19 protein-coding genes are annotated in these 20,175 nt (G+C 50.4%); 1 reads left to right on the plus strand and 18 read right to left on the minus strand.

Going from position 1 to position 20,175, the window contains the following annotated elements:
• Nucleotides 1-15: 15 nt before the first annotated feature.
• Nucleotides 16-495 carry an NADH-quinone oxidoreductase subunit A gene (gene ndhC, locus V3U24_04725; protein MEE9166752.1) on the minus strand — a complete coding sequence of 160 codons (480 nt, stop codon included), beginning with the start codon at nt 493-495 and terminating at the stop codon, nt 16-18.
• 146 nt (nt 496-641) lie between these two features.
• Here ndhC and V3U24_04730 point away from each other — a divergent pair, with 146 nt between their 5' ends.
• Nucleotides 642-1,544, plus strand: coding sequence for a proline dehydrogenase family protein (locus V3U24_04730; GenBank protein MEE9166753.1), 903 nt, complete (start codon nt 642-644; stop codon nt 1,542-1,544).
• 80 nt (nt 1,545-1,624) lie between these two features.
• On the opposite strand, the gene V3U24_04735 is transcribed toward V3U24_04730, so the two are convergent.
• The 17 genes from V3U24_04735 to V3U24_04815 all read right to left on the minus strand — a co-directional run.
• Complete coding sequence (locus V3U24_04735; protein ID MEE9166754.1) at nt 1,625-2,500, minus strand: NAD(+)/NADH kinase; 876 nt, start codon at nt 2,498-2,500, stop codon at nt 1,625-1,627.
• A 4-nt stretch (nt 2,501-2,504) separates the two neighbouring features.
• Nucleotides 2,505-2,735 (minus strand): exodeoxyribonuclease VII small subunit, encoded by a 231-nt coding sequence (gene xseB / locus V3U24_04740; GenBank protein MEE9166755.1) that lies wholly within the window; start codon nt 2,733-2,735, stop codon nt 2,505-2,507.
• Nucleotides 2,736-2,767: 32 nt separating this feature from the next.
• Nucleotides 2,768-3,958: an exodeoxyribonuclease VII large subunit gene (xseA, locus tag V3U24_04745; protein ID MEE9166756.1), complete on the minus strand. Its 1,191-nt coding sequence runs from the start codon at nt 3,956-3,958 to the stop codon at nt 2,768-2,770.
• A gap of 75 nt (nt 3,959-4,033) precedes the next feature.
• Nucleotides 4,034-4,918 carry a hypothetical protein gene (locus V3U24_04750; GenBank protein ID MEE9166757.1) on the minus strand — a complete coding sequence of 295 codons (885 nt, stop codon included), beginning with the start codon at nt 4,916-4,918 and terminating at the stop codon, nt 4,034-4,036.
• A 130-nt stretch (nt 4,919-5,048) separates the two neighbouring features.
• Entirely contained in the window at nt 5,049-5,336 is a 288-nt protein-coding gene (locus V3U24_04755) for an HU family DNA-binding protein (GenBank protein ID MEE9166758.1), read from the minus strand.
• 47 nt (nt 5,337-5,383) lie between these two features.
• Nucleotides 5,384-7,165 carry a LysM peptidoglycan-binding domain-containing protein gene (locus tag V3U24_04760; GenBank protein MEE9166759.1) on the minus strand — a complete coding sequence of 594 codons (1,782 nt, stop codon included), beginning with the start codon at nt 7,163-7,165 and terminating at the stop codon, nt 5,384-5,386.
• Between the two features lie 75 nt (nt 7,166-7,240).
• Entirely contained in the window at nt 7,241-7,726 is a 486-nt protein-coding gene (gene rfaE2, locus V3U24_04765) for a D-glycero-beta-D-manno-heptose 1-phosphate adenylyltransferase (protein MEE9166760.1), read from the minus strand.
• A complete protein-coding gene (locus tag V3U24_04770) occupies nt 7,727-8,941 on the minus strand; it encodes a DUF2851 family protein (protein ID MEE9166761.1) in 1,215 nt (404 codons plus the stop codon).
• The gene (locus V3U24_04775) at nt 8,938-9,684 is read right to left on the minus strand and encodes a lysophospholipid acyltransferase family protein (GenBank protein MEE9166762.1); all 747 of its coding nucleotides are present in this window, start codon (nt 9,682-9,684) and stop codon (nt 8,938-8,940) included. Before V3U24_04775 ends, V3U24_04770 begins: the two co-directional genes overlap by 4 nt.
• A 24-nt stretch (nt 9,685-9,708) precedes the next feature.
• Nucleotides 9,709-10,971: a serine--tRNA ligase gene (serS, locus tag V3U24_04780; GenBank protein MEE9166763.1), complete on the minus strand. Its 1,263-nt coding sequence runs from the start codon at nt 10,969-10,971 to the stop codon at nt 9,709-9,711.
• A gap of 282 nt (nt 10,972-11,253) precedes the next feature.
• Nucleotides 11,254-12,399, minus strand: coding sequence for a glycosyltransferase (locus V3U24_04785; GenBank protein MEE9166764.1), 1,146 nt, complete (start codon nt 12,397-12,399; stop codon nt 11,254-11,256).
• Between the two features lie 52 nt (nt 12,400-12,451).
• Nucleotides 12,452-14,032 carry a capsule assembly Wzi family protein gene (locus tag V3U24_04790; GenBank protein MEE9166765.1) on the minus strand — a complete coding sequence of 527 codons (1,581 nt, stop codon included), beginning with the start codon at nt 14,030-14,032 and terminating at the stop codon, nt 12,452-12,454.
• A 94-nt stretch (nt 14,033-14,126) separates the two neighbouring features.
• Nucleotides 14,127-15,494: a sugar transferase gene (locus tag V3U24_04795; protein ID MEE9166766.1), complete on the minus strand. Its 1,368-nt coding sequence runs from the start codon at nt 15,492-15,494 to the stop codon at nt 14,127-14,129.
• 316 nt (nt 15,495-15,810) lie between these two features.
• Complete coding sequence (wecB, locus tag V3U24_04800) at nt 15,811-16,890, minus strand: UDP-N-acetylglucosamine 2-epimerase (non-hydrolyzing) (GenBank protein ID MEE9166767.1); 1,080 nt, start codon at nt 16,888-16,890, stop codon at nt 15,811-15,813.
• Nucleotides 16,887-18,116: a glycosyltransferase family 4 protein gene (locus V3U24_04805; GenBank protein MEE9166768.1), complete on the minus strand. Its 1,230-nt coding sequence runs from the start codon at nt 18,114-18,116 to the stop codon at nt 16,887-16,889. Before V3U24_04805 ends, wecB begins: the two co-directional genes overlap by 4 nt.
• A gap of 45 nt (nt 18,117-18,161) precedes the next feature.
• A complete protein-coding gene (locus tag V3U24_04810; protein ID MEE9166769.1) occupies nt 18,162-19,403 on the minus strand; it encodes a hypothetical protein in 1,242 nt (413 codons plus the stop codon).
• A partial coding sequence (locus V3U24_04815; protein ID MEE9166770.1) for a hypothetical protein occupies nt 19,403-20,175 on the minus strand: 773 nt, incomplete at its 5' end. The genes V3U24_04810 and V3U24_04815, both read right to left, overlap by 1 nt.

Here is a 20,175-nt window from a genome sequence, read left to right on the forward strand (position 1 = left end):
GTGTGGAAATCCGCTCTAAATGGCGGGGACCTCCTCCCCACCAGACGGATGTCGGGAATGAATCGGTTCCTGAGGAGTGGGGAACGTCTTGTCCACTTGCAGCTTTCGGTATCGACCTTTTCCGTAAGAGACTGAATGCTTGACCCAATCCAGATCGCCCTTTCTCCATACGTACGCCAGTCCCACGGCGAGAATGAAGAGGAAAATCATCATCTCAACAAATGCAAAAAGACCGAGTTCCCCGAAAACAACTGCCCACGGAAAGAGGAAGATTACCTCCACCTCAAAGATGATGAAAACAAGGGCGACAACATAGAATCGGATATTAAACTGCACCCAGCCCGTCCCCTCGACATCTTCACCGCACTCATAAGTGGACAACTTCTCAGGGGTCTTTCTTCCGGGGGAGACAATCCTTTGCAGTACCAGGGCGACCGCAAGAAGGACGATTCCGATGAGGACGAACATGAAAGTGGTGCCGAAGTTTCTATACATGTAATTATGGCCGATCAGAGGTGGACAAAAAGTTAATCCCAGTGGTGCTTTCTTTGCAAGGCATTTGCCTTCGGGATCTCAGTCAGTTTCCTGTACAGAGGAGTGTTGAAGTTACATCCCCAAAAGGGTAAATTGAGAATCCTACCATGTCTTCTGTTCACAAGTCCGTTCTCTCTTTACTGTCCGTATTTCCAAAACCCTTCGTTGAGCAATTCGCGGCACGATACGTGGCGGGCGAGACATGGAGAGAGGCGGTTCAGGAGGTCCGAAAACTCAATACGCTCGGCCTTTCTGCCACCCTTGATATTCTTGGGGAACAGTCCAGGTCAGTCGGAGAAATTGAGAAAGTTAAAGGGTCGTATCTCCAACTCTATGACGCAATAGAGCAGGAGGGACTGGACTGTAATATCTCTCTCAAGCTCTCCCATCTGGGGCTCGGACACGAGGATCGCCTCGCGGTAAAATCGCTCCGGGAAATCTTAGAGCAGGCCAAACAACTGAACAACTTTTTGCGTATCGATATGGAAAATTCCCGCTACACAGATGCCACCATTCGCAACTTCCGGGAGTGCCTTGAACGTTACAAGGGAGTGGGGATCGTTCTGCAATCCTACCTGAGACGCAGCAGGAGTGATCTGGCCAATCTCATGGGAAAAAGAGTCAACGTGAGGGTATGCAAGGGCATTTACCGAGAGTCGCGTGAAATCGCCTTTCAGGATCGCGATGGCATTCGTCAGAGCTTCATACAACTTGTCCAGGAGGGACTTTTGGGGGACGCCTATATTGCCATTGCTACCCACGACCGGTACCTCATGGACACCCTGGAAACATGGATTGGGAACAAGGGGATTTCAAGGGATCGTTACGAATTCCAGGTGCTGTATGGTGTTCCTGTGGGAGGTCGCCTGGAGTCACTCGTTAAACGAGGACACAAGGTTCGTGTCTACGTCCCCTTCGGTGAAGACTGGTACCCCTATGCCATGCGCAGGTTGACAGAGAATCCCCGTATGGTGGGATACATTCTGAAGAATTTCTTCTCAAAAATGTAATCTTATGGCCGGTTGTGTATTACCAAGCTGAGGTTCGCGCTCTTCCCTTGAAAGGTTGCCACACCCTGGGTCAAGGGAATTTAGGAAGTCAGTTCGTCGCTCTGTCCCCAACCCATTTTTGTTCTTAGAGTGTGGAAATAGTTCCTGTCTTCAAACGTAATCATCTGTACATCATACGGTGCTCTTCGAACATAGATAATTTCTTTCGACCCCACTCTTTCCTGAATCTGGCCGTCCATAGCCACTCTGAGTTCTGACTCCCCGTGCGGGAAGGAGATCGCCAGTTCTTCCTGGGAAGGCAAAACGATAGGACGTGACGAAAGGGAGTGGGGGCAGATAGGCGTCACGGTGAACAACGACAACCAGGGAGCTATAATGGGACCGCCGGCTGAAAGATTGTAAGCGGTGGATCCTGTGGGAGTAGAAATAATGAGCCCATCGGCGGAGTACGAGGTGATCAACCGTTCGTTCATGGTGAGAGTGCACCTCATCAACCGCGAGCTTTCACCTCGATCGATCACCAGATCGTTCAGGGAGTGAAATACCCTTTTATCACTGTCTCCGACCTGGACCTCAAGAACCATCCTGGAAAAGATAATATACTCATCGCTGATGATGGATTTGAGACGACCGAAAAGGTTGCCCACCGATCCTTCTGCCAGAAAGCCGAATCCACCAAGATGAACTCCCAGAATTGGAATCTGCATGTGGCCGACAGCTCTGGCCCCTGAGAGGATGGTACCATCTCCACCCATAGCTAGGACGAAGTCAACTTGAGAAAATTCCTGCAAGGAGCTGATCACGGAAAAATCAAACCGGGACTTATCCTCCAGCATTCCCACAATTCTGGTTGTGAGAAACACCTCCTGTTTATTCTCCTGGAACCAAGTCATGAGCTTCGGAAAGAGCTTCCAGAATTCCTCCTTGGCAGTGTTCGCCCAGATAGCAACTTTCATGCAATCAGTCCTCGGATGTCAGTTTCAGTTTTCCCGAATCATTTCTTGCAAGTTTCTTAATCTTCAGTTCCGCTTCATCCAACCTTTCGCGACATAACTCGGTTAGCTCGATCCCCTCTTCGAAGAGTCTCAGGCTCTCTTCCAGGGAGACGGCCTCATCCTCCAGTTTTCGCACAATCTCCTCCAGTCTTACAGTCGCTTCTTCGAAGCTGAGTGATTTCTTGCTTTCAGCCATCTTCCTCCACCGAATCCGCTAGATCATGGAAACTATTCTTCACGGATTTCCTTTGTCTCCACGGTCGTTTCCCCATCTGACATGATCAGAGCGAATCTCTTGCCAATCTCGAGAAGTTTTACGCTCTTGATAATGTGCTTGTTATGGGGATTGTAAGCAATTGAATATCCTCTCCTCAGGATTCCCATGGGACTTGCTCCGAGGAGCCTTTTTTCGAGTCCTTCAAATGCGGAGAGATGAAGACCCACCACAAATGTCATCCGCTGCCCCATTCTCTCACGTAAATCGTCCACCCTCTGCTTTTTTTGATCTACAAGAACCTGCGGCTGCCTGAAACCGTACCTCCCCATCAGAGAATCCAGTCGCTGCCATGCCATCTTAAGCATGGTGAGGAGTGCCTCCCGCTGCCGTCTCTCCGATTCTTCCAGAAAAACCTGAATCTCCTGTCGGGACGGAGAAACCAATTCTGCCGCTGCTGAGGGTGTGGGCGCTCTCAGGTCGGCTACCATGTCAGCAATGGTGAAATCGCTTTCATGGCCCACTGCTGAAATGATAGGGATGGAACAGTCAAACATGGCACGAGCGACCTTTTCCTCATTGAATGGCCAGAGATCCTCCAAGGATCCGCCGCCCCTTCCCAAGATAAGTGTATCGATGCCTCCAAATTCCCCGAAATCCCTGATGGCATCTACAATATCATCTGCCGCGTCGTCGCCCTGGACAAGGGCGGGACGAATGATAATTCTCACATGAGGTGCCCGCCTGGCAAGAATGTTTTTTATGTCCTGAATAGCTGCACCAGTGGGTGAGGTTACAACGCCCACCATTGATGGATAGCGGGGGATGGGCCGCTTTCTTTCGTCTGCAAAAAGGCCCTCCTCTGCAAGTTTTTTCTTAAGTGCCTCAAATGCAAGATAGAGCGTCCCCAACCCAGCCGGCTCCATCCGCCTGACCACCAACTGGTAAATCCCCCTCGCCTCGTAGACAGTCACGGCACCCTCTGCCAGGACTTTCATGCCATCCTCCACGGAAAACCTCAGGAATTGATTGTCTCTCCTGAACATGACGGCCTTCAGTTCGGAGCGATCATCTTTTAGGGTGAAATACATGTGACCAGACGTGTGGTGTTTGAAGTTGGAAATCTCCCCTTCCACCCATATGGAAGGAAATGAAGTCTCCAGAATAGCCCTAACCTGCGAAGTGATCTGTGATACCGTGAACACCCGAGATCTCCCACCCTGAGAGGGTCCGGAAGTGTGGGCTGATGCTTTTTCAACCATCGGTTCGATGTTTTGGTCTCATTGAAATGGGTTGGGGCGACCGGCGAGAATCCAGGCTGAATACCAGAATGAGGCCACCCCGATCGCAGCCTGCTCCATTCTCAGCTTTGCAAGATCACCCGTCTCCGCGTGCAAAACTTCGAGATACCCTGAGCCTGCCATTGATTGCCCCCGATCGGCGATAGTCAGCCTCTCTTCAGGTGAAAGGTTCTTTCGAGCAAGGGAATCTGCTTTGAGAATCGTGGCATGAACTGGATAGGATTCCGCAATGATTCTGAAAGCCTGCTCCACGGGATCAGAAAGCTGTGTGAGCTGTCCCTTCGGATGGATGTTGCCAAGGAGATACCGGTCTACCATATCTTCCTCCCAGCGCATATGGACACCTTCGTTGCCTGACAATTGACCGTTGTAGTTTTCAACCACATGCAGCGGCATGTGAAGGTCGGAAACATAATGCCCGAGCGCAGCCGCGGTCAATCTCGCCTCATCCCATTTCCCCAAATGGAACTCTCCAACAAGCCTGTTGAAATAGCGCTCGATTCTCCACGGAGCAGTTCCCCAGTCGTCAATCTTCTCTTCGCTGTAGGTTGAAATGAGGTCTTCCCGGGACCGGGGAATCTTTCTGAAGGGATAGTCGTCATACAGATCCACGTCGATATAGTGTCCTCTCCCCTCCTTGGGATGCATGAGCGTGTCATCACGCCACAGGTCGGGATCGACCGCGTGCTCTGCAATGTACTCGATGTGAAAGAGGAAATATCTCCCCAGCTCATCGGGAAGCATCCTCACTGCCTCTCGATTGATCGCTTGATGAGCTTTGAAACCCCACGAAGCCACAAAAGAGAGGGGGGCCAGAGAAACCGCGACCAAAGTGGGGATAAAGAGGTGACGCCGGAGTTTCATGCTCCGCGTGAAAGCCGAGATAGCTATCTCGGCTTCTTCTTGTGCCTGTTCTGACGTAAGCGTTTCTTACGTTTGTGAGTCGATATTTTTCGTCTTTTGCGTTTCTTGCCACACGGCATTTGAACGGCTCCTAGCCCATAAGGGCGTCATTAACGATGGTCCGAAGCAATCTGGAAGCCTTAAAAGTGGGAACGTACCGTTCAGGTAGATGCACGACTTCACCGGTACCGGGATTCCTTGCCCTTCGGGGATCTCGCCTTTTCACTCCAAATGTACCAAATCCTCTCAGTTCGACGCGATCATTCTCTTTAAGAGCTGATATGATCGTCGAGACTATTCCGCTCATGACGGCTTCGGTTTCCACCTTCGTCAATCCCGTTGCCTCGGCCACCCTGTCGATAATATCGGCCTTTGTCACACCCAAATCCTCCTACGAGACTGTAAAACGGTTACCAACAGACAAAATTAGCTCTCATTTACATAGATTACCAGCTTCTGTCCCGGATAAATGAAATCCCCGCGTCCGATGCCATTCCACTTTCTCATCTTTCCTACCGAAACTCGATAGCGAACAGCGATATGACTCAGTGTGTCCCCGGTTCGGACCTTGTAGACTTCTTTGGAGTAGCCATCTGTACCACCGGATGACAATGAAGTGAGAGGGACGGTCAATTTTTGGCCCGGATAGATGTACCCGCCATACCTCAACCCATTCCACGTCCTGATAGTCCTTGCAGTCGTGCCGTAAAGCATGGCAATGTGCCCCAATGTGTCCCCTTTTCTAACAATGTGGACTTCTGAGTTCTTGCCTCGATCTGAGGAGGAAGCGAGGATCGGGCCACGGCCCGAGGAAGGCGTGGGGATCGTTAGCCTCTGGCCGATCTGCAATCGGTGATAGTTCCGTATCTTATTCACGGACGCAATTTCATGAATGGAAACCCTGTATTTTCTCGCGATGAGCGAGAGACTCTCCCCTCTTCTCACCCGATGGACAAGATACTGGGGAGAAAATCTCCGGTCATCCGGCAGGGAAGCAAAGGCCGTTTCAAACCTTTCCTTCCGCCCCCGAGGAATCTTGAGTGAATATGGCTCTTCAGGAGGTGTGGCAAATTGCCGCAGTTCGGGATTGTACAATCTCACGGCATCTACCGTTATACCCGCGCAACTGGCAAGAACGGACAGATCGGCACTTCTTTCAATTACAACCTCATCAAAAACAAAGGGGTCAGCCTCCACTCGCTTGAAACCGTATTCCTCAGGGTTCCGGGTGATAATAGCAGTGGCCAGAAATGTGGGAACGTGATTCCGAGTCTCCCTCGGCAGGGAGTTCAATCGCCAGAAATCGCGTGTCTGATGCAAACGGATCGCTCGATGGATTCTCCCTTCCCCGGCATTGTAAGCCGCCAGTGCAAGATACCAATCGTCAAACTCAATAAAGAGATCCTTCAAGTAGTCTGCCGCGGCTTTCGTGGATTTTATGGGATCCCTCCGCTCATCAACCCACCAGTTACGCATCAGCCCATACAGCTTCGCAGTGGAGGAGATAAATTGCCATAGTCCTGCGGCCCGAGCCCGCGAATACGCTCTTGGATTCAGACCGCTCTCAACCATGGCGTGAAATACAAGTTCTTCGGGCAGTTCGTTTTCGGTGAGAATGTCCGTTAGAAGATCCGAGTAGACGGGGTATCTCGAAAGCCATTGTTCGAAATTCTCCCGGCCTTTGGTCTGGAAGAATTTGATCGCCCGGTCCACTCTCTTGTTCATCACCAGAGGAATGTGTCCCTCACGGTCGTCTATGACCCGGAACTTGGATCCATTGATTTCAATTTCGATCGATTCCAGGTATTCAGACATTTCTTGCTTCAGGCTCGCCGTGGCGATGGGCGTTTCCAATTTGTTCACAGTCTTGAAAAAATGTTCGTAACTGTGGAGAAATGTATGTTCAAAACGGTCATATTCCATCCGGTCATCTTCTGACATCTCCCCAAGTTGTTCGGCTTCCGTCATCAACTCTACGATCTTATCAATCAAATAGATGACCTCAAGCGTATCGCCATGGTGATCAGCAATCATGGCTTCCCCCAGGAGACCCTTGGCGTCTGATAGGATCAGCGGAAATCTGTTGGGACCGCTGTCCTGAGAAACAGCCCCTTGATCATCCAACTGGGAATCTCCCCGCACTCCCGCAACGATCTGGCACAAGACACCCAAAAGGAGAACCGTGATAGCCAAATGGAAACTCCTCATCTCAATCCCTGGACATCATATTGAATCTTTCCCCATAAAAGAAGTCGCCAAATTAGTGGCAAATCTGAAGTACAGTCAAGGTATTTCCCGTCGAGCACCGGCCAGAATCCTCTCCACGATCTGCTGGGTCCCTCTATTCTCTACCAGTGAAACGCGCACGACTCGACCTCCCCACGAACGAACCAGATTGGCACCCACCACCTCATCTTCTTTGTAGTCTTTCCCTTTCACCAGTACGTGGGGTCTTATCATGTGGATCAGGTCTTCAGGTGTATTCTCCTCGAAGATTGTCACATGACTCACGGTTGCGAGGGAGTCGAGTATGATCGCCCTGTCCTCGGCCGGTTGGATGGGGCGACCGATTCCTTTGAGGCGGCAGACGGAATCGTCACTGTTTATTCCCACGAACAGATGGTCTCCTTCCTCTCTGGCCCGGTTGAGCAACTCCACGTGCCCAAGGTGTATCAGATCAAAGCAGCCGTTTGTAAATACGACAGTCTTACCCTCTTTTCGAATCGTCGCAGATCGCTCCGCCATCTTTTCCTGAGTGAGAACCGCCATCTATTCCCTCAAAGGACAGGCACCGCACAGATCCATCTCACAATACCTTTCAGAAAGGGCGAGAAGCCCCTGCTGAACTCCAAAAGAAGTCAGTTGCCTCTGCCTGAGATGGGGAGAGAATTGACGGGACAGTCGACCGTACGTATAGCCAAGATCCAGTCCAAACCATATCTCATATCTTTTGCTATTCCCGCGTCCTTTACTGAACTCATCCCACGCCTCACGGAAAGGAATGATAACATTCCCAAGCCACTCTCCTTGCCAACCTTTGCCTCCACTCTTCTCATCAAGAACGGTGTCTAAGCGTGACAGTGTCTCCTCCGCTTTATCTCTCCAGGGCTCCCAGCCGCTAACAAGTGACCAGGCTAGTCTCGCTCCCCATCCCAGCCGGCGTTCCGGGAAGGCATTGGGTCGAATACCCTTTCTCCTCCAATCATCGGAAGCGATGACCTCTTTAACCAAAAGTGTCCTCGAGAGAGATCGCCACAGGCGACGATAGTCCCCGTTGCCGAAATCTTTATCAGTTGGTGCGAAGTCCAGCAGCCCGGACGTTCCCAGAAGAACGGCCAGCACTTCTCCCGGCTCAGCCAGGTTCAGAAATGTGGAAAGAGGCACACTTCTCGAAAGGCGCTCGAAGGCATTTTCGTTTCCCTTGAGTCCCAGTGACCGGAAAGACTCCACGTAAAATGCCTCACGTGCATCACCCGTTTCCCTGATCGAGTTTCGAATTCGAGATACTTTTCGCATCCACCTGATCTTTGCCAGCCGACGAAGTTTCCTTGTAGACTTCTCCTCGTCACATTCTCCTGTCAACTGGCAGAATTTTTCCTGTCGGGAGAAGACATTGCCCGGCCTTACTGGCACAAGGGTCACACTTTTTCCTGAACGGGTGACCGTCCTTTTCGATCCCGGCTTTACCACAATGTGCAGAACGACATTGTTGTATCGCGGATCTCTGTCGTGATGATGGGAGAACCAGTCCCGTTCGCGCACATGGAATTCAATATCACCCTTCAAAGTTTTGCCATCCAGCAGAAATTGTGCATTCAGAAAATCCGGTCCATCGTGGACGTTCCGGTGACCCTGTTCAAACAGATACACGTCTTCTCCATCCGACGCTGATATCCGGCTGCCCTGCTCGAGGCTCAGCCACCACCTGATCAACTCTGATTCGGACGGGCCTGTTTCTTGCCTCTCAATTGTAGACTCCGTCATGCCGGCGCCATTTCGGCGTTCCCCCGTTTTTCAGACAACCAGGTGGCCTTGAGAGACGCCACTTGTTCCCTCACATATTCCGCAAACTTCGATTTCGTAGATTCTGCCCAGTCACTCGTCTCGATAGGTGAGCCGATTCTCAGTTCAATCGTTCCCGGCCTCAACCTGGGCGAATGCGGGGACAAGATGTCCCTCGTTCCGCAAACGGCCATGGGGACCACCGGAATACCGAGATCAACAGCCAGACCCAGGCCCCCCTTCTTAAACCGGTGAATTTCGCCATCGGTGCTTCTGGTCCCCTCCGGGAAAACAATGACGGACCTTGGGTATTCTTTCAGAGATTCAACTGCCTGTGCGAGAGATTCAACGGCACGCCGGTGATTTTTTCTGTCCACAAAAACATGCCGTGCCCTGGTCATAGCCCATCCCAGTATGGGGATCTTTTTGAGCTCTTTCTTTGCCATGGATACCACTTGAAAAGGCAATGCCGCGAAGACGAGTGGGATATCTATGGCGCTTTCATGATTGGCGGCAAAGATGTAATACTTGCCGCGGTCAAGTTTCTCCAATCCCCTAACCCGGAATGGGACACCGCAGCCTTTCAACAAGAAATATGCCCACAAACGTGTCACCGTCGCGATCATTTTCCCACGGGTGTCCAAAGGACTGACAAGAATTGCTATCGTACCCATCAGCCCTGTCCAGAACAGGTGGTTGATGAAGGCAAAAACGGTGCGTATCATGATCTGAAGGCGGTGAACACAGGTTTACTTCAACACTGCGGTGCCGGTATAGGGGTGAAGAACCTCCGGCACCATTATGGTTCCCTCTTCCGTCTGATAACTTTCCAGAAGGGCAACCATCAATCGCGCCGTGGCCACGGCAGAGCCGTTGAGAGTGTGCACGAAGTCAAGTTTGCCATCTGCCCTTCGATACCGGATGTTGGCACGTCTCGCCTGAAAAGACTCGAAATTGCTGCAACTTGATACTTCCAACCATCTCTTCTCAGCAGGGGCCCACACCTCCAGATCGTAACACTTTGATGCGGCAAAACTGATCTCCCCGGTGGCTAAGGCCACCACCCGGTAATGCAGCCCGAGGGCCTGAAGAACCGATTCCGCATCCTGGGTAAGGGATTCCAGCTCATCGTACGATGTCTCGGGAGCCACAAGTTTTACAAGCTCCACCTTATTGAATTGATGAACCCTTATGAGGCCACGAGTCTCCCTCCCGTAAGAACCGGCCTCCCGACGAAAACACGGGGTATAAGAGACGTAACGTACCGGAAGATCATCCTCGGTGAGGATTTCACCCCTGTGGATATTCGTTACGGGTACCTCCGCTGTGGGAACAAGAAACAGTTGGTCCTGCTCCACCGCGTACATGTCTTCTTCCATTTTGGGCAGCTGGCCCGTTGCCTCGTTGGCAGAACGAAGGGAGAGAAAAGGGGGAGCAACCTCCACATATCCCCTGCCGGTGTTATGCTCCAACATGAAATTGATCAAGGCTCTTTCCAGCATGGCACCTTTCCCGGTGTAAAGGGGAAAGCCCGATCCCGAGATCTTGGCCGACCGCTCAAAATCGAGCAGGCTAAGTAAGTTCGCGAGTTCCAGATGATCGAGAAGATCGAAATCTAATTCGGGAGGATCACCCCATTTCCTGAGTTCAACATTGGCCGATTCATCATTGCCTACCGGGACTGATTCATGTGGAATATTGGGCACCCACATCAGCAGTTCGTTCAACATCTCCTTCTGCTCAGACAGGCGAATGTCCCTTTCCCTGATAGTCTCAGACAAGGTTTTCATTTCTTCCATGAGATCATCCGGATTTTGGCCACCCTTTTTCATCTCACTGATTGTCTCACTCGACCGGTTCTTCCGGGCCTTAAGTTCCTCAACATCACGGATTGTCTGTCTCACCTTTTCGTCGAGGCTAAGAATTCTGTCCACATCAACCGTCTCGCCTCTCCGGGTAACTGCGGCTTTCAGTTGATCGGGGTGTTCACGAATGTATTTTAGCGGAAGCATGAAACCGACACTATGTAGCCATGATCTCCATGGAAAAGGTTAGACATTGAAAAAATTACAATGACGGTATCGAAATTGCCATCCCATTCCCTTGGAAAAACTTCGCCCGCTTTTCTCAACATAAATCGTACCGAAACGCAGGAGATGTTTATGAATACAAGGCCTGCGCAGAAAAATTGATGGAGACCTACTAGACAGTACGTCGAATACAGTTTTCAAGCAGAACGCGGTAGTCGTAGGCATATACTTCGTTGCAGTAGATTTGGTGGTGAGAAATGCGGGTTAGCCGATCCTGAGGCTCTTTCTTCGTCCTTTCCAGGAGATGGGAAGTAGAGGTCCAAGTATACCAAAAACTACAACATAGAGGCTGTGCCAGATTTCATCCAGCAAGAAAGCTGCTGGTTCAAACGGTCGAGATAGTAAGGAAGTGTATTTGGCGATGAGGATGCCATCTCCAATCATTTTGACAAACCATGGAAGCAGCCACGTGGAATCCAGGCTTACGACAAAGGCGGCCATGCCAGCGACTACTGCAAGGTTGGCGAGGAAAATTGCGGAAACAATCCATCTGAAGACACTTCTGACAAAAGGAAGCTCGTAATAGATTTTGCCTTTTGAGGCAAATCTCAGCCTCTGACGAACAAACGAGGCAAAGTCGGGGGGAGGAGGGCTCTTAACCTGAGCCTCTGGATTGACGCAGAATTCGATCTCCCACCCGGCGTCGATGATTTTATGCATGATGAGCGTATCATCGCCTGAAAAGAAGGAATTGATTTCTTCATAACCCCTCACCGAGTCGAAGGCCGAACGTCTGATGGCCAGGTTTCGTCCGCTTACGGTCAGGGGAAATCCACGGGCAAATCCCCCGGCCGCCAGTGAATCCTGACCCAGTGAATCCAGAAGCAGTGCGCGCCTCCACAGTCCTCCACCATTCTCCAGGGGGCTCGGTCCCCCGACCATGCCAACCCTGGTATCCTTAAAGAGCATTGCCATGGTCGAAATCCAGGACGCCCCCATGGTACAGTCGGCATCGGTGAAGACAAGTATCTCTCCTTCCGAGGATTGAACTGCTTTTGAGAGAGCCCACATCTTGGGAGACCAGTTGTCGGGGGTATCATCCACCAACAAATGTGTCACACGGGAATCGTTCTCAGAGAACTTTCTCACAATATCACCTGTCGAGTCAGCGGAGTCATCATTTGCGATGACAACCTCCAACTGACTGCCAGGATAGTCCTGGCACAGGACATGTTGCAGAAGGTTGCCAATATTATCCTCTTCATTCCGAGCCGCCACGATGACCGAGACAAGAGGGAGCCGATTACGTTTCTTTGAGGTCTGCTGCTGCGGCGTGCCCGTTATGCCATTCCTCAGCCAGAGAAGGAAAGAGAGATACGCGAAAGCAACAAGTGTGAACAGAATAATCACTGAATAAGAACTCTCAACTTAGGACTATCTCGGCGAACCTTCAAATAGCTGATTACAGCCCAATTGAAAGTTGGATCATGGCATCGAACTTTTGTGAGTTGACCCTTTTTCCGCTCTGAGGGTCCACGCGCCGCAGCCAATGGTCATAGTAAAGATCGAAAGAGAAACGCATAAAGGAAAAAAGGAGAAGTTCTCCCCGAAAGCCGGCCAGAATCCTCGTCTCCGGGTTTAATTCAAAGGGAAACAGAAATGGGATTTTTTCACGATCATATTGCATTTCAACAGTTTCATCACTCACTTCTCCACGCCTCGTTCTCTGGACATAGATCTGTACCCACCACGCCTCACCCGGAGCTCCCTCTGCCGCGAGAAACATATTGTCGGAATTGGGACCGGACCAGAAACCCAGATACTGGCCGTAGTGCTGAAATGTATTTACTCTGCTCCGGTGGACATAAACATAGGGGGTCATATGAGAGGCTTCGAATCGTAGAATGGATTTCCAGTCACGAAGAAATGGAAGCAGATAGGCGAAGCCAGCCTGGTAGGCCATCCAATTCCTACTCTTCCTTTTGTTGAATGTGTCTACAAAGTCCCATTCATCAATATATAGTGATCCATAGAATCGGCCAAAAGACTTTACCGCAATTTGGAGATCCCCGAACATCTGGAGATTATCAGAGTCACTAAGGTTATGCTGGGTTGACCAATAGAAGAGTACCGGGAGTGCGTAGGCCATTTCCACTCCTCGTGCACCGTAGACGACAGATTCGCCGAAACCAATGTTGATGTTTTCGCGCGGTGAAAAATCGAGACGATGGGCCACCACGAATTTACGCACTAGAGGCAATCCGCCTTTAAGATAGAGTCTTGAGTTAGTGGAATCGCGAAATGTCGAGTTTAGACTGCCATGCAGATAAGTAAACGTCCACCTATCCGAGAAGCGGTGTTTCCAACTCAGGAAAGGGAAACTGGGTGCCTTCTCGGATAGCCATGTCTGGCCGGCATAACCGGGTCCCCACACGGGGTTAGACTGTGCGAACGTGAATTCTCCGTAGGGATAGGCGAGAACAATGCCGCCGTCTCCGATGCTGTATTCAACCCAGGTGGAATCGTTACTCTGATATGCCCGGCGCCCTATCTCTTTCTGCCAGGTGAAGTCATATGAAAGATCAGAAATCTTGCTTTTACTCACCACTGAGTGTTTCTCGATCCGCCCCCACAGGATCAGTCCAAATCCTCTTATGGGCAGCAACCGGTATTTGGTAAACAGATTCACCGCGGGGGCAATATCCGCGAAGAAACCTTCCCTGTTCACCCGGCCGCCATTGGGATAAAATGTGGAAGTGAAATCTGGAAAAAACTTTATCCTCTCATTCCGAAACAAGGAATCCCCGGCTTGGGATCTGAGCAAGTCGTCGCTCCCCGGGGGCGTGTCCACTCGCCACTCATGATTGAGGCGGTTCGAAAGGTAGGGTTCTATTTCCCCTTCCTCGATAGATCTGACCTCAAAAAAATGTAGATTTAATCCCGTGGGGCGCACCAAGGTCTGGCCGGAAAGAAAGAGGGGAAGAAGGAGCAAATTGACCAGACTTATGATCCGGCCTCGACGGTCTTGTGTCTCAATAGTCAAGACTTGATGTTTGCAGGTTAGAAAAGTACCTGAGTCAGAATGTCGACGGGAAAGCTATTGAGGAATGGGGATATTTCAAAGCCCCCACTGACCTTTACTGACCTTTGCCTGACATCATAACGGCGGCGGTTCTGAACATGATCATAAAGTCGAGCGAGAGGCTCAAGTTCTCAATGTAAAAGAAATCGTATTTCAGTTTTTGTCTTACATCTTCCACGGTGGAGTCATAGGAATGCTTGATCTGAGCCCAGCCTGTAATTCCCGGCCGGATCTTGTATCTCCGATAGTAGAATGGAAATTGCTCCATCAATTTTTCAACGAAGTAGGGACGTTCAGGTCTCGGTCCCACAACACTCATATCCCCTTTCAGAACATTGATGAATTGAGGCATCTCGTCCAGTCTAAACCGCCTGAGAAACTTACCCACCTTTGTGATTCTCGGGTCATCCTCCATTGCCCAGATAGGTCCTGTATGGGATTCGGCATTGTGCACCATGGATCGAAACTTACTCACAATGAACCGTCGGCCGTTCTGTCCCATTCTCTCCTGTCGGTAAAAAATGGGCCCTTTTGAGTTAATCTTGATGGCAGCCGCAACGACCAACCAGACAGGAAACAGGGGTACCAGCACAAGAAACGACATGACCAGGTCAATGAGGCGCTTGAGATACCTCTGCTGGCTGGTCATAATCTCAGGATTGATCTGAACGAGAGGAATCCCATAAATGTGTTCCGTCCTGGCCAGGCCGCTGACCACTTCGTACATATCGGGAATTATTTTCAGGGATACGGGAGATCCGTTTGCAATGGTCATGATGTCCAGCAGTCTGTCGTGATCTGGCTTTTCCAGGACTACTATCACTTCACTGACGTGACGTTCGTCAACTGCCTCCTTGAGATTACCCAGTGATCCCAGGACCGGTTTCCCATCAATTTCCTCAATCCCATCCGTTGAGAACTGTGGCGTGAAGTAACCCAGGAAATTATAGCCCATAAGGGGGTCGTTCAGTCGTTGAGCCAGATTCCGGGCCCTTTCATTTGTCCCTACGATAACCGCATTCTTCCTTCCATATCCCCGTCGGAGGAAGAACTTCTGCACTTGCCTCACCACCAGTCTTCCAGATGACACAGAGGCCACGAAAACTATCCAGTACTGAAGAAGCATTCCACTGGGTATGACGAAGGGAAGTTTCAACAGCTCATTGCACATTACGCCAACCAGAGTTGTCGCGAGGGTGATTTTGAAAAGGGTTTGCAATTCATCAAACCTGGAGAGGGTAGGATCCACACGATACCGTCCGTTGACATAGAACAACGTGAACCATAACAATTGAATGGACGCAACGGACAGCAGGACAAATCCGGGAAATATGATTGCGGTGTCATAGAGCGGGAGGAAGATGGCCGAAAAAGCTACCCATCCCGCGATGGTATCTGTGACAATGAGAACGGCCACAACCATCCAATACTTCCAATTCCTTTTGAAGTTCACTCTCGACATGGTCACACAGTACAATCAATACATAAGGTATGTAGGGGAAAGAAAAAACCGAATGCTCTGGATCACATTCGGTTCATTGGGTCGGAGTCGGTCCATCTGCAAAAGGTTTCCTGCTTTTACTTTACTTCGCTACTGAAATGACGTTTCAGGCTAAACCTTTAACAAATTTCGATACGTGCTCCTTTTTTTACAATTTATTGCCTCGATTTTCGGATGTCAAGCATTATTGCAACCGTATTGCAACCCCGTCTCGCCAGAAAATTCGACTGTTCCTGTTTCAATTCAAGAAATCGTGCAGGACGTTTGCGATTCTCTCTGCCGAGTGTCCATCCCATAACGGCGGAATTTTGCCCTCTTTTTGATCTCCTTCTAAAATCTGATCCACTTTCCTGCAAAGGAGGTTCATGTCCTTCCCGACGAGTTGATTTGTGCCATCTGTAACGGTGACGGGTCTTTCGGTGTTTTCCCTCAATGTGAGGCACGGCACACCGAGAAATGTGGTCTCTTCCTGAATACCACCGGAATCTGTGATTGCAACGGTCGAAGATTGCAGCAGGGAGATAAATCCGAGGTAACCCATGGGCTCTCTGAGCTGGAAGGATTCGCTCCCCGGAAGTCGCAAATCGAAATCAGCGATGCGCTGTCGCGTTCGCGGATGGATGGGGAAAACGACCTTTAGTCGCTCACTTATTTGAGCAAGCATTTCCACAATCCGTCTGAGCATGGTAAGGTCATCCACATTTGATGGACGGTGAAGTGTGACCAGGGCGTATTTCTCCGGTAAGCCGAAAGACCCTGGGTCCTTCGCTTTGGGAAGGAGTTGAACCAGAGTATCAATCATCACATTACCCACCAGGTGAATTTTAGCCGGATTCACTCCCTCTCTTATCAGATTCTCATTTCCATCGGATGAGGGGGTAAAAAGGAGATCGGAAATCTGATCGGTAAGAAGCCGATTGATCTCTTCGGGCATGGTTCGGTCGAGGGATCGCAATCCAGCCTCCACGTGCCCGACGGGGATGAGCAGTTTGGCACATACCAGCGCCGCCGCGACCGTCGAGTTTACGTCCCCGTAGACAAGTACAAGGTCGGGTTTCACTCTGGAAACGACACCGTGGAAACCGGTCATGATGGAGGCCGTCTGTTCGGCGTGAGACCCTGAACCCACATCCAGGTAATGGTCCGGCTCGGGAAGACCCAAATCCGTGAAGAAAACTTCTGACATATTCACGTCATAATGCTGTCCCGTATGGACCAGAATCTGGCGAGTGGAAAGTCTCTTTGAAATGGCTCTCCACACTGGAGTAACCTTCATGAAATTGGGACGAGCCCCGACGACATGAACAAGCTTCATCATTCTTTCCTCCGGCAGACTGTCATCAAAACGTCTTCCATACTTCTTGCCAGGTCTTTCCGGTCGAAGTGGGTTTTGACGAATTCATAGCCATTTTCTGCGTATCTGAAAAGTGCATCAGAGTCCTTTGAAAGTGAGACGACCGTGTCGGCAAGCCGTTTCGGGTCTTGCGGCGGGACCACCACTCCTCCCCCAGCGGCGTCCACGAGCCGGGCCGCTTCACCGCTGGCAACAAGAACCACAGGTTTTTGACAAGCCCACGCCTCCATCAGTTTGGAGGGGACGGCATCCAGTAAGTTCTTGCTCACCAAAGGAACAAGGACCACATCCGCCAAAGCGAGAATAGAGGCAACTTCTTCTCTGGGCTGAGACGGTACAAAGGTCACGTTATTCAAATTCAGATATTTGGCCTTCTGCATTAGCCTTTTCCTTTCAACACCGTCGCCCACAATGAGGAAGTGAATCCCTCTATCATGGTGCAGAAAATTGGCAGCATCCACAATCGTTTCAACTCCTTGGGCGATACCTATCAAACCCGTATATGCCGCCACAAAAGGCCCAGCGGGCTTGAGGACCCTCCGCCACTTCTCGACGTTTTCGTTTCCTAACCGATCGAAATCAACGCCATTGGGAACAACGGTAACTTTCTCATCTCCGGCACCTTCAGCCACGATTTTGTCATACTTGGCTTCAGTGACAGGGGTGATGTGGTCAGCTCGCGCGTAAAGCCGCCTCGCCAAATACCTACCCAACCTGACCAGAATATCTCCCGAATGAAATGCACCCGCATCGACGGCCACATCGGGCCATATATCACGTACGTCGAAAACAAAGGGGATTCCGCGGATCCGGGATAGAACCCGGCCCACAATGCCAATCAAGAGAGGGGGTGATGACGCCAACACGACGTCGTACTCGCCCCTGATCGAGAGTCCAGTTATCACAGATGACAACATGAAAGATGAGTAATTCGACAGTCGTCCTATCCCGCTGCGGTGAGAAGTGGCATAGACCCATGTGCGGATTATGTCCACGTCGTCTTTCCTTTCCTTCATTCGAAATCGGCCCCGATATCCACGCGGAATAAAGCCCGTCGGATAGTTCGGAAACCCTGTTATTACCGTTACCTTGTGACCAAAACTCACAAGCCAGCGGGATAGACCGTGAACTCTCGCCGCGGCACCACCCATTTCAGGAGGATAATAGTGTGTGACAACGAGGATTTTCAATCTGTTATTGGTTTCTTGATTCACCTGAAAAGAGAAAGGCGTGCCTCAATAGGGATGCAATTCCAACGTGCATAGAGCTCGGACACCAGTATGGGCAGAGTCAAAACATATCATCGTTCCCTTCCTATCCCACCGTGGATGCAAATCGCACCTCAATTCGCGTCTGTAGCGGAAAGGTGAATGAATCCTGGCCAGATCGATTCGGCGGTTATTCTCGATATCGCAGAGGATGAGAAATTGAATCCTCGACCTGTTGGGATAAGTATCGGTGACGAATCTCGTCCTGTCGTGTGAATATTGAGGATGACCGTCCGAGGTGAATAAATCTTCCCCGAAGATCGAAAACTCTCCCGTCCTGTCTTCAAAGAGATAGTAATGATCTCCCAACTTCTCCGTCGAGGCGTAGGCAAGAACGGTATCTTCGTCGCGCCAGGTCGTATGAGTCACCGTCCCTGAAGTTGGGAAAACGAAAAGATCATTCCCATTAAGGTCACACGAAATCATCCGCGTCCAGGTTAGACCCTTTCCAGTCAGCCACCGGTGGAAGAAAATGAACCGCTCACCGGAAGGAGAAAACAGACAGTGAGTGAAATAGTGGTAGGAATCTTCCATAGATGATTCAGGTTCAACAGACGCAATTTCCTTCAGCGAGAAGACTTTGTCGATGTCTCCCGATTTCGTATTCATCAGGAATAAACCGTCCGATTCCGGTACGGACAGTTCTTCTTCCGGGTCTTCTCCGTTCGCATAGCCGTACTCGGGAGCGCACCTCCTCAACCTGGCAAAACTGTGACTCAGAGCATACCCGCCGTCAGGATTTATGGCACATATCGGTCGAGGCAAGGACCTGACAGTCTCTCCGTCACTATCGACAATCTTAGACACATGTTGAACACCATCCAGGTCGTTATGAATAATCAGTTGGGATTGTCCCACCCATTGGAGCATTGATCCCGTCTGCCAGTTCCACGTTCCTGTCGTACTCACGGGGACGAACCTGGAAAGATCCCGACCCTGAAAATAGCCAATTTCCACCTCGTCGTGCGGTCCGGGCCTCTTAAGAGAATCGTGATACTTATGCGCAAGTAGCATACGATTGTCCGGCGACCAGGGGCATTTATCGTGAAATCCAAAGAAATACCCTTCGCGAACACGGATGGAAAACGCCGAATGAAGGTCATCCACCGGAATTATGGAGAACGCCCGCTGGTATACACGAACAATAAGCCTCTTCAAAGCGGGACGATTCTTGATGCGATCGTAGACGAATCGCTCGAACCGCTTCACTACAGGAATTCCCTCAATTGGGAGTCTCGATATATAAGAACTCGGGATCCGCCCTTAACACTTCTCGTTGAGAAATAGTAAAAATCCCCCTGATAGTCTTCTGCATAATAGGGAATCTTGACCACGGGATACTGAAAGTACCTAACCGGGAGAAAATCCTTTTTGAAGGACAGCAACTGCTTCCAGTCCCCTGTCTCTTTCGCTCCCCATAACTCGGCAAATTTGTGTTTGTTGATACGGCTCGGTTCATAGGCAGTGCTCAAAAAGATCCAGTTTTTCACTTTTGAACAATAAAGCGCACTTCCGTTCAATTCTTCCAGAGGCTCCAATCGTTCCCTTTCGAACGAGTAGTATTGAACATAATTCCTCTGACTCGGTGTGTCCGTCGGAATAATCAGGCCAGTTGGAGTCGGTATGATCGAAACGGCCCGGTATTCCTGTTTTCCCGTAAGAAAGGGAAGGACCTCTGAAAAATCTTCCGTTTTCCAAATTCCCGCCTCGTTGTTCCTATCCCCCGTCAAAACCCAGAAAAGATCTCTAAAAGGATCGAATACGATATTGTGGACATGACGTATTGCGCCGGCTTTGAAGCAGTATACCCTGTTCCAGGATTCTCCAAGATCCGTTGAAAGGTAAACGTTGACTCCCCTCGGGGTCTTGGGTCTGGCATAGTCTCCCCAGATGATCCATTCCCTCGATTGAGTGTAGCAGACGTTCAAGGGGTACCGGGCATTCTGGATGCGGTACTCATGGGTTATTCTATCATTTGCTA

The sequence above is a fragment of the Candidatus Neomarinimicrobiota bacterium genome, assembly GCA_036476315.1.
GTDB lineage: Bacteria > Fidelibacterota > Marinisomatia > Marinisomatales > S15-B10 > JAZGBI01.

What these genes read in the sequence shown, in the direction of transcription:
- ndhC (MEE9166752.1), bottom strand. Translation starts at nt 495, where the DNA reads ATGTATAGAAACTTCGGCACCACTTTCATGTTCGTCCTCATCGGAATC.
- V3U24_04730 (MEE9166753.1), top strand. Translation starts at nt 642, where the DNA reads ATGTCTTCTGTTCACAAGTCCGTTCTCTCTTTACTGTCCGTATTTCCA.
- V3U24_04735 (MEE9166754.1), bottom strand. Translation starts at nt 2,500, where the DNA reads ATGAAAGTTGCTATCTGGGCGAACACTGCCAAGGAGGAATTCTGGAAG.
- xseB (MEE9166755.1), bottom strand. Translation starts at nt 2,735, where the DNA reads ATGGCTGAAAGCAAGAAATCACTCAGCTTCGAAGAAGCGACTGTAAGA.
- V3U24_04750 (MEE9166757.1), bottom strand. Translation starts at nt 4,918, where the DNA reads ATGAAACTCCGGCGTCACCTCTTTATCCCCACTTTGGTCGCGGTTTCT.
- V3U24_04760 (MEE9166759.1), bottom strand. Translation starts at nt 7,165, where the DNA reads ATGAGGAGTTTCCATTTGGCTATCACGGTTCTCCTTTTGGGTGTCTTG.
- rfaE2 (MEE9166760.1), bottom strand. Translation starts at nt 7,726, where the DNA reads ATGGCGGTTCTCACTCAGGAAAAGATGGCGGAGCGATCTGCGACGATT.
- V3U24_04770 (MEE9166761.1), bottom strand. Translation starts at nt 8,941, where the DNA reads ATGACGGAGTCTACAATTGAGAGGCAAGAAACAGGCCCGTCCGAATCA.
- V3U24_04775 (MEE9166762.1), bottom strand. Translation starts at nt 9,684, where the DNA reads ATGATACGCACCGTTTTTGCCTTCATCAACCACCTGTTCTGGACAGGG.
- serS (MEE9166763.1), bottom strand. Translation starts at nt 10,971, where the DNA reads ATGCTTCCGCTAAAATACATTCGTGAACACCCCGATCAACTGAAAGCC.
- V3U24_04795 (MEE9166766.1), bottom strand. Translation starts at nt 15,494, where the DNA reads ATGGTTGTGGCCGTTCTCATTGTCACAGATACCATCGCGGGATGGGTA.
- wecB (MEE9166767.1), bottom strand. Translation starts at nt 16,890, where the DNA reads ATGATGAAGCTTGTTCATGTCGTCGGGGCTCGTCCCAATTTCATGAAG.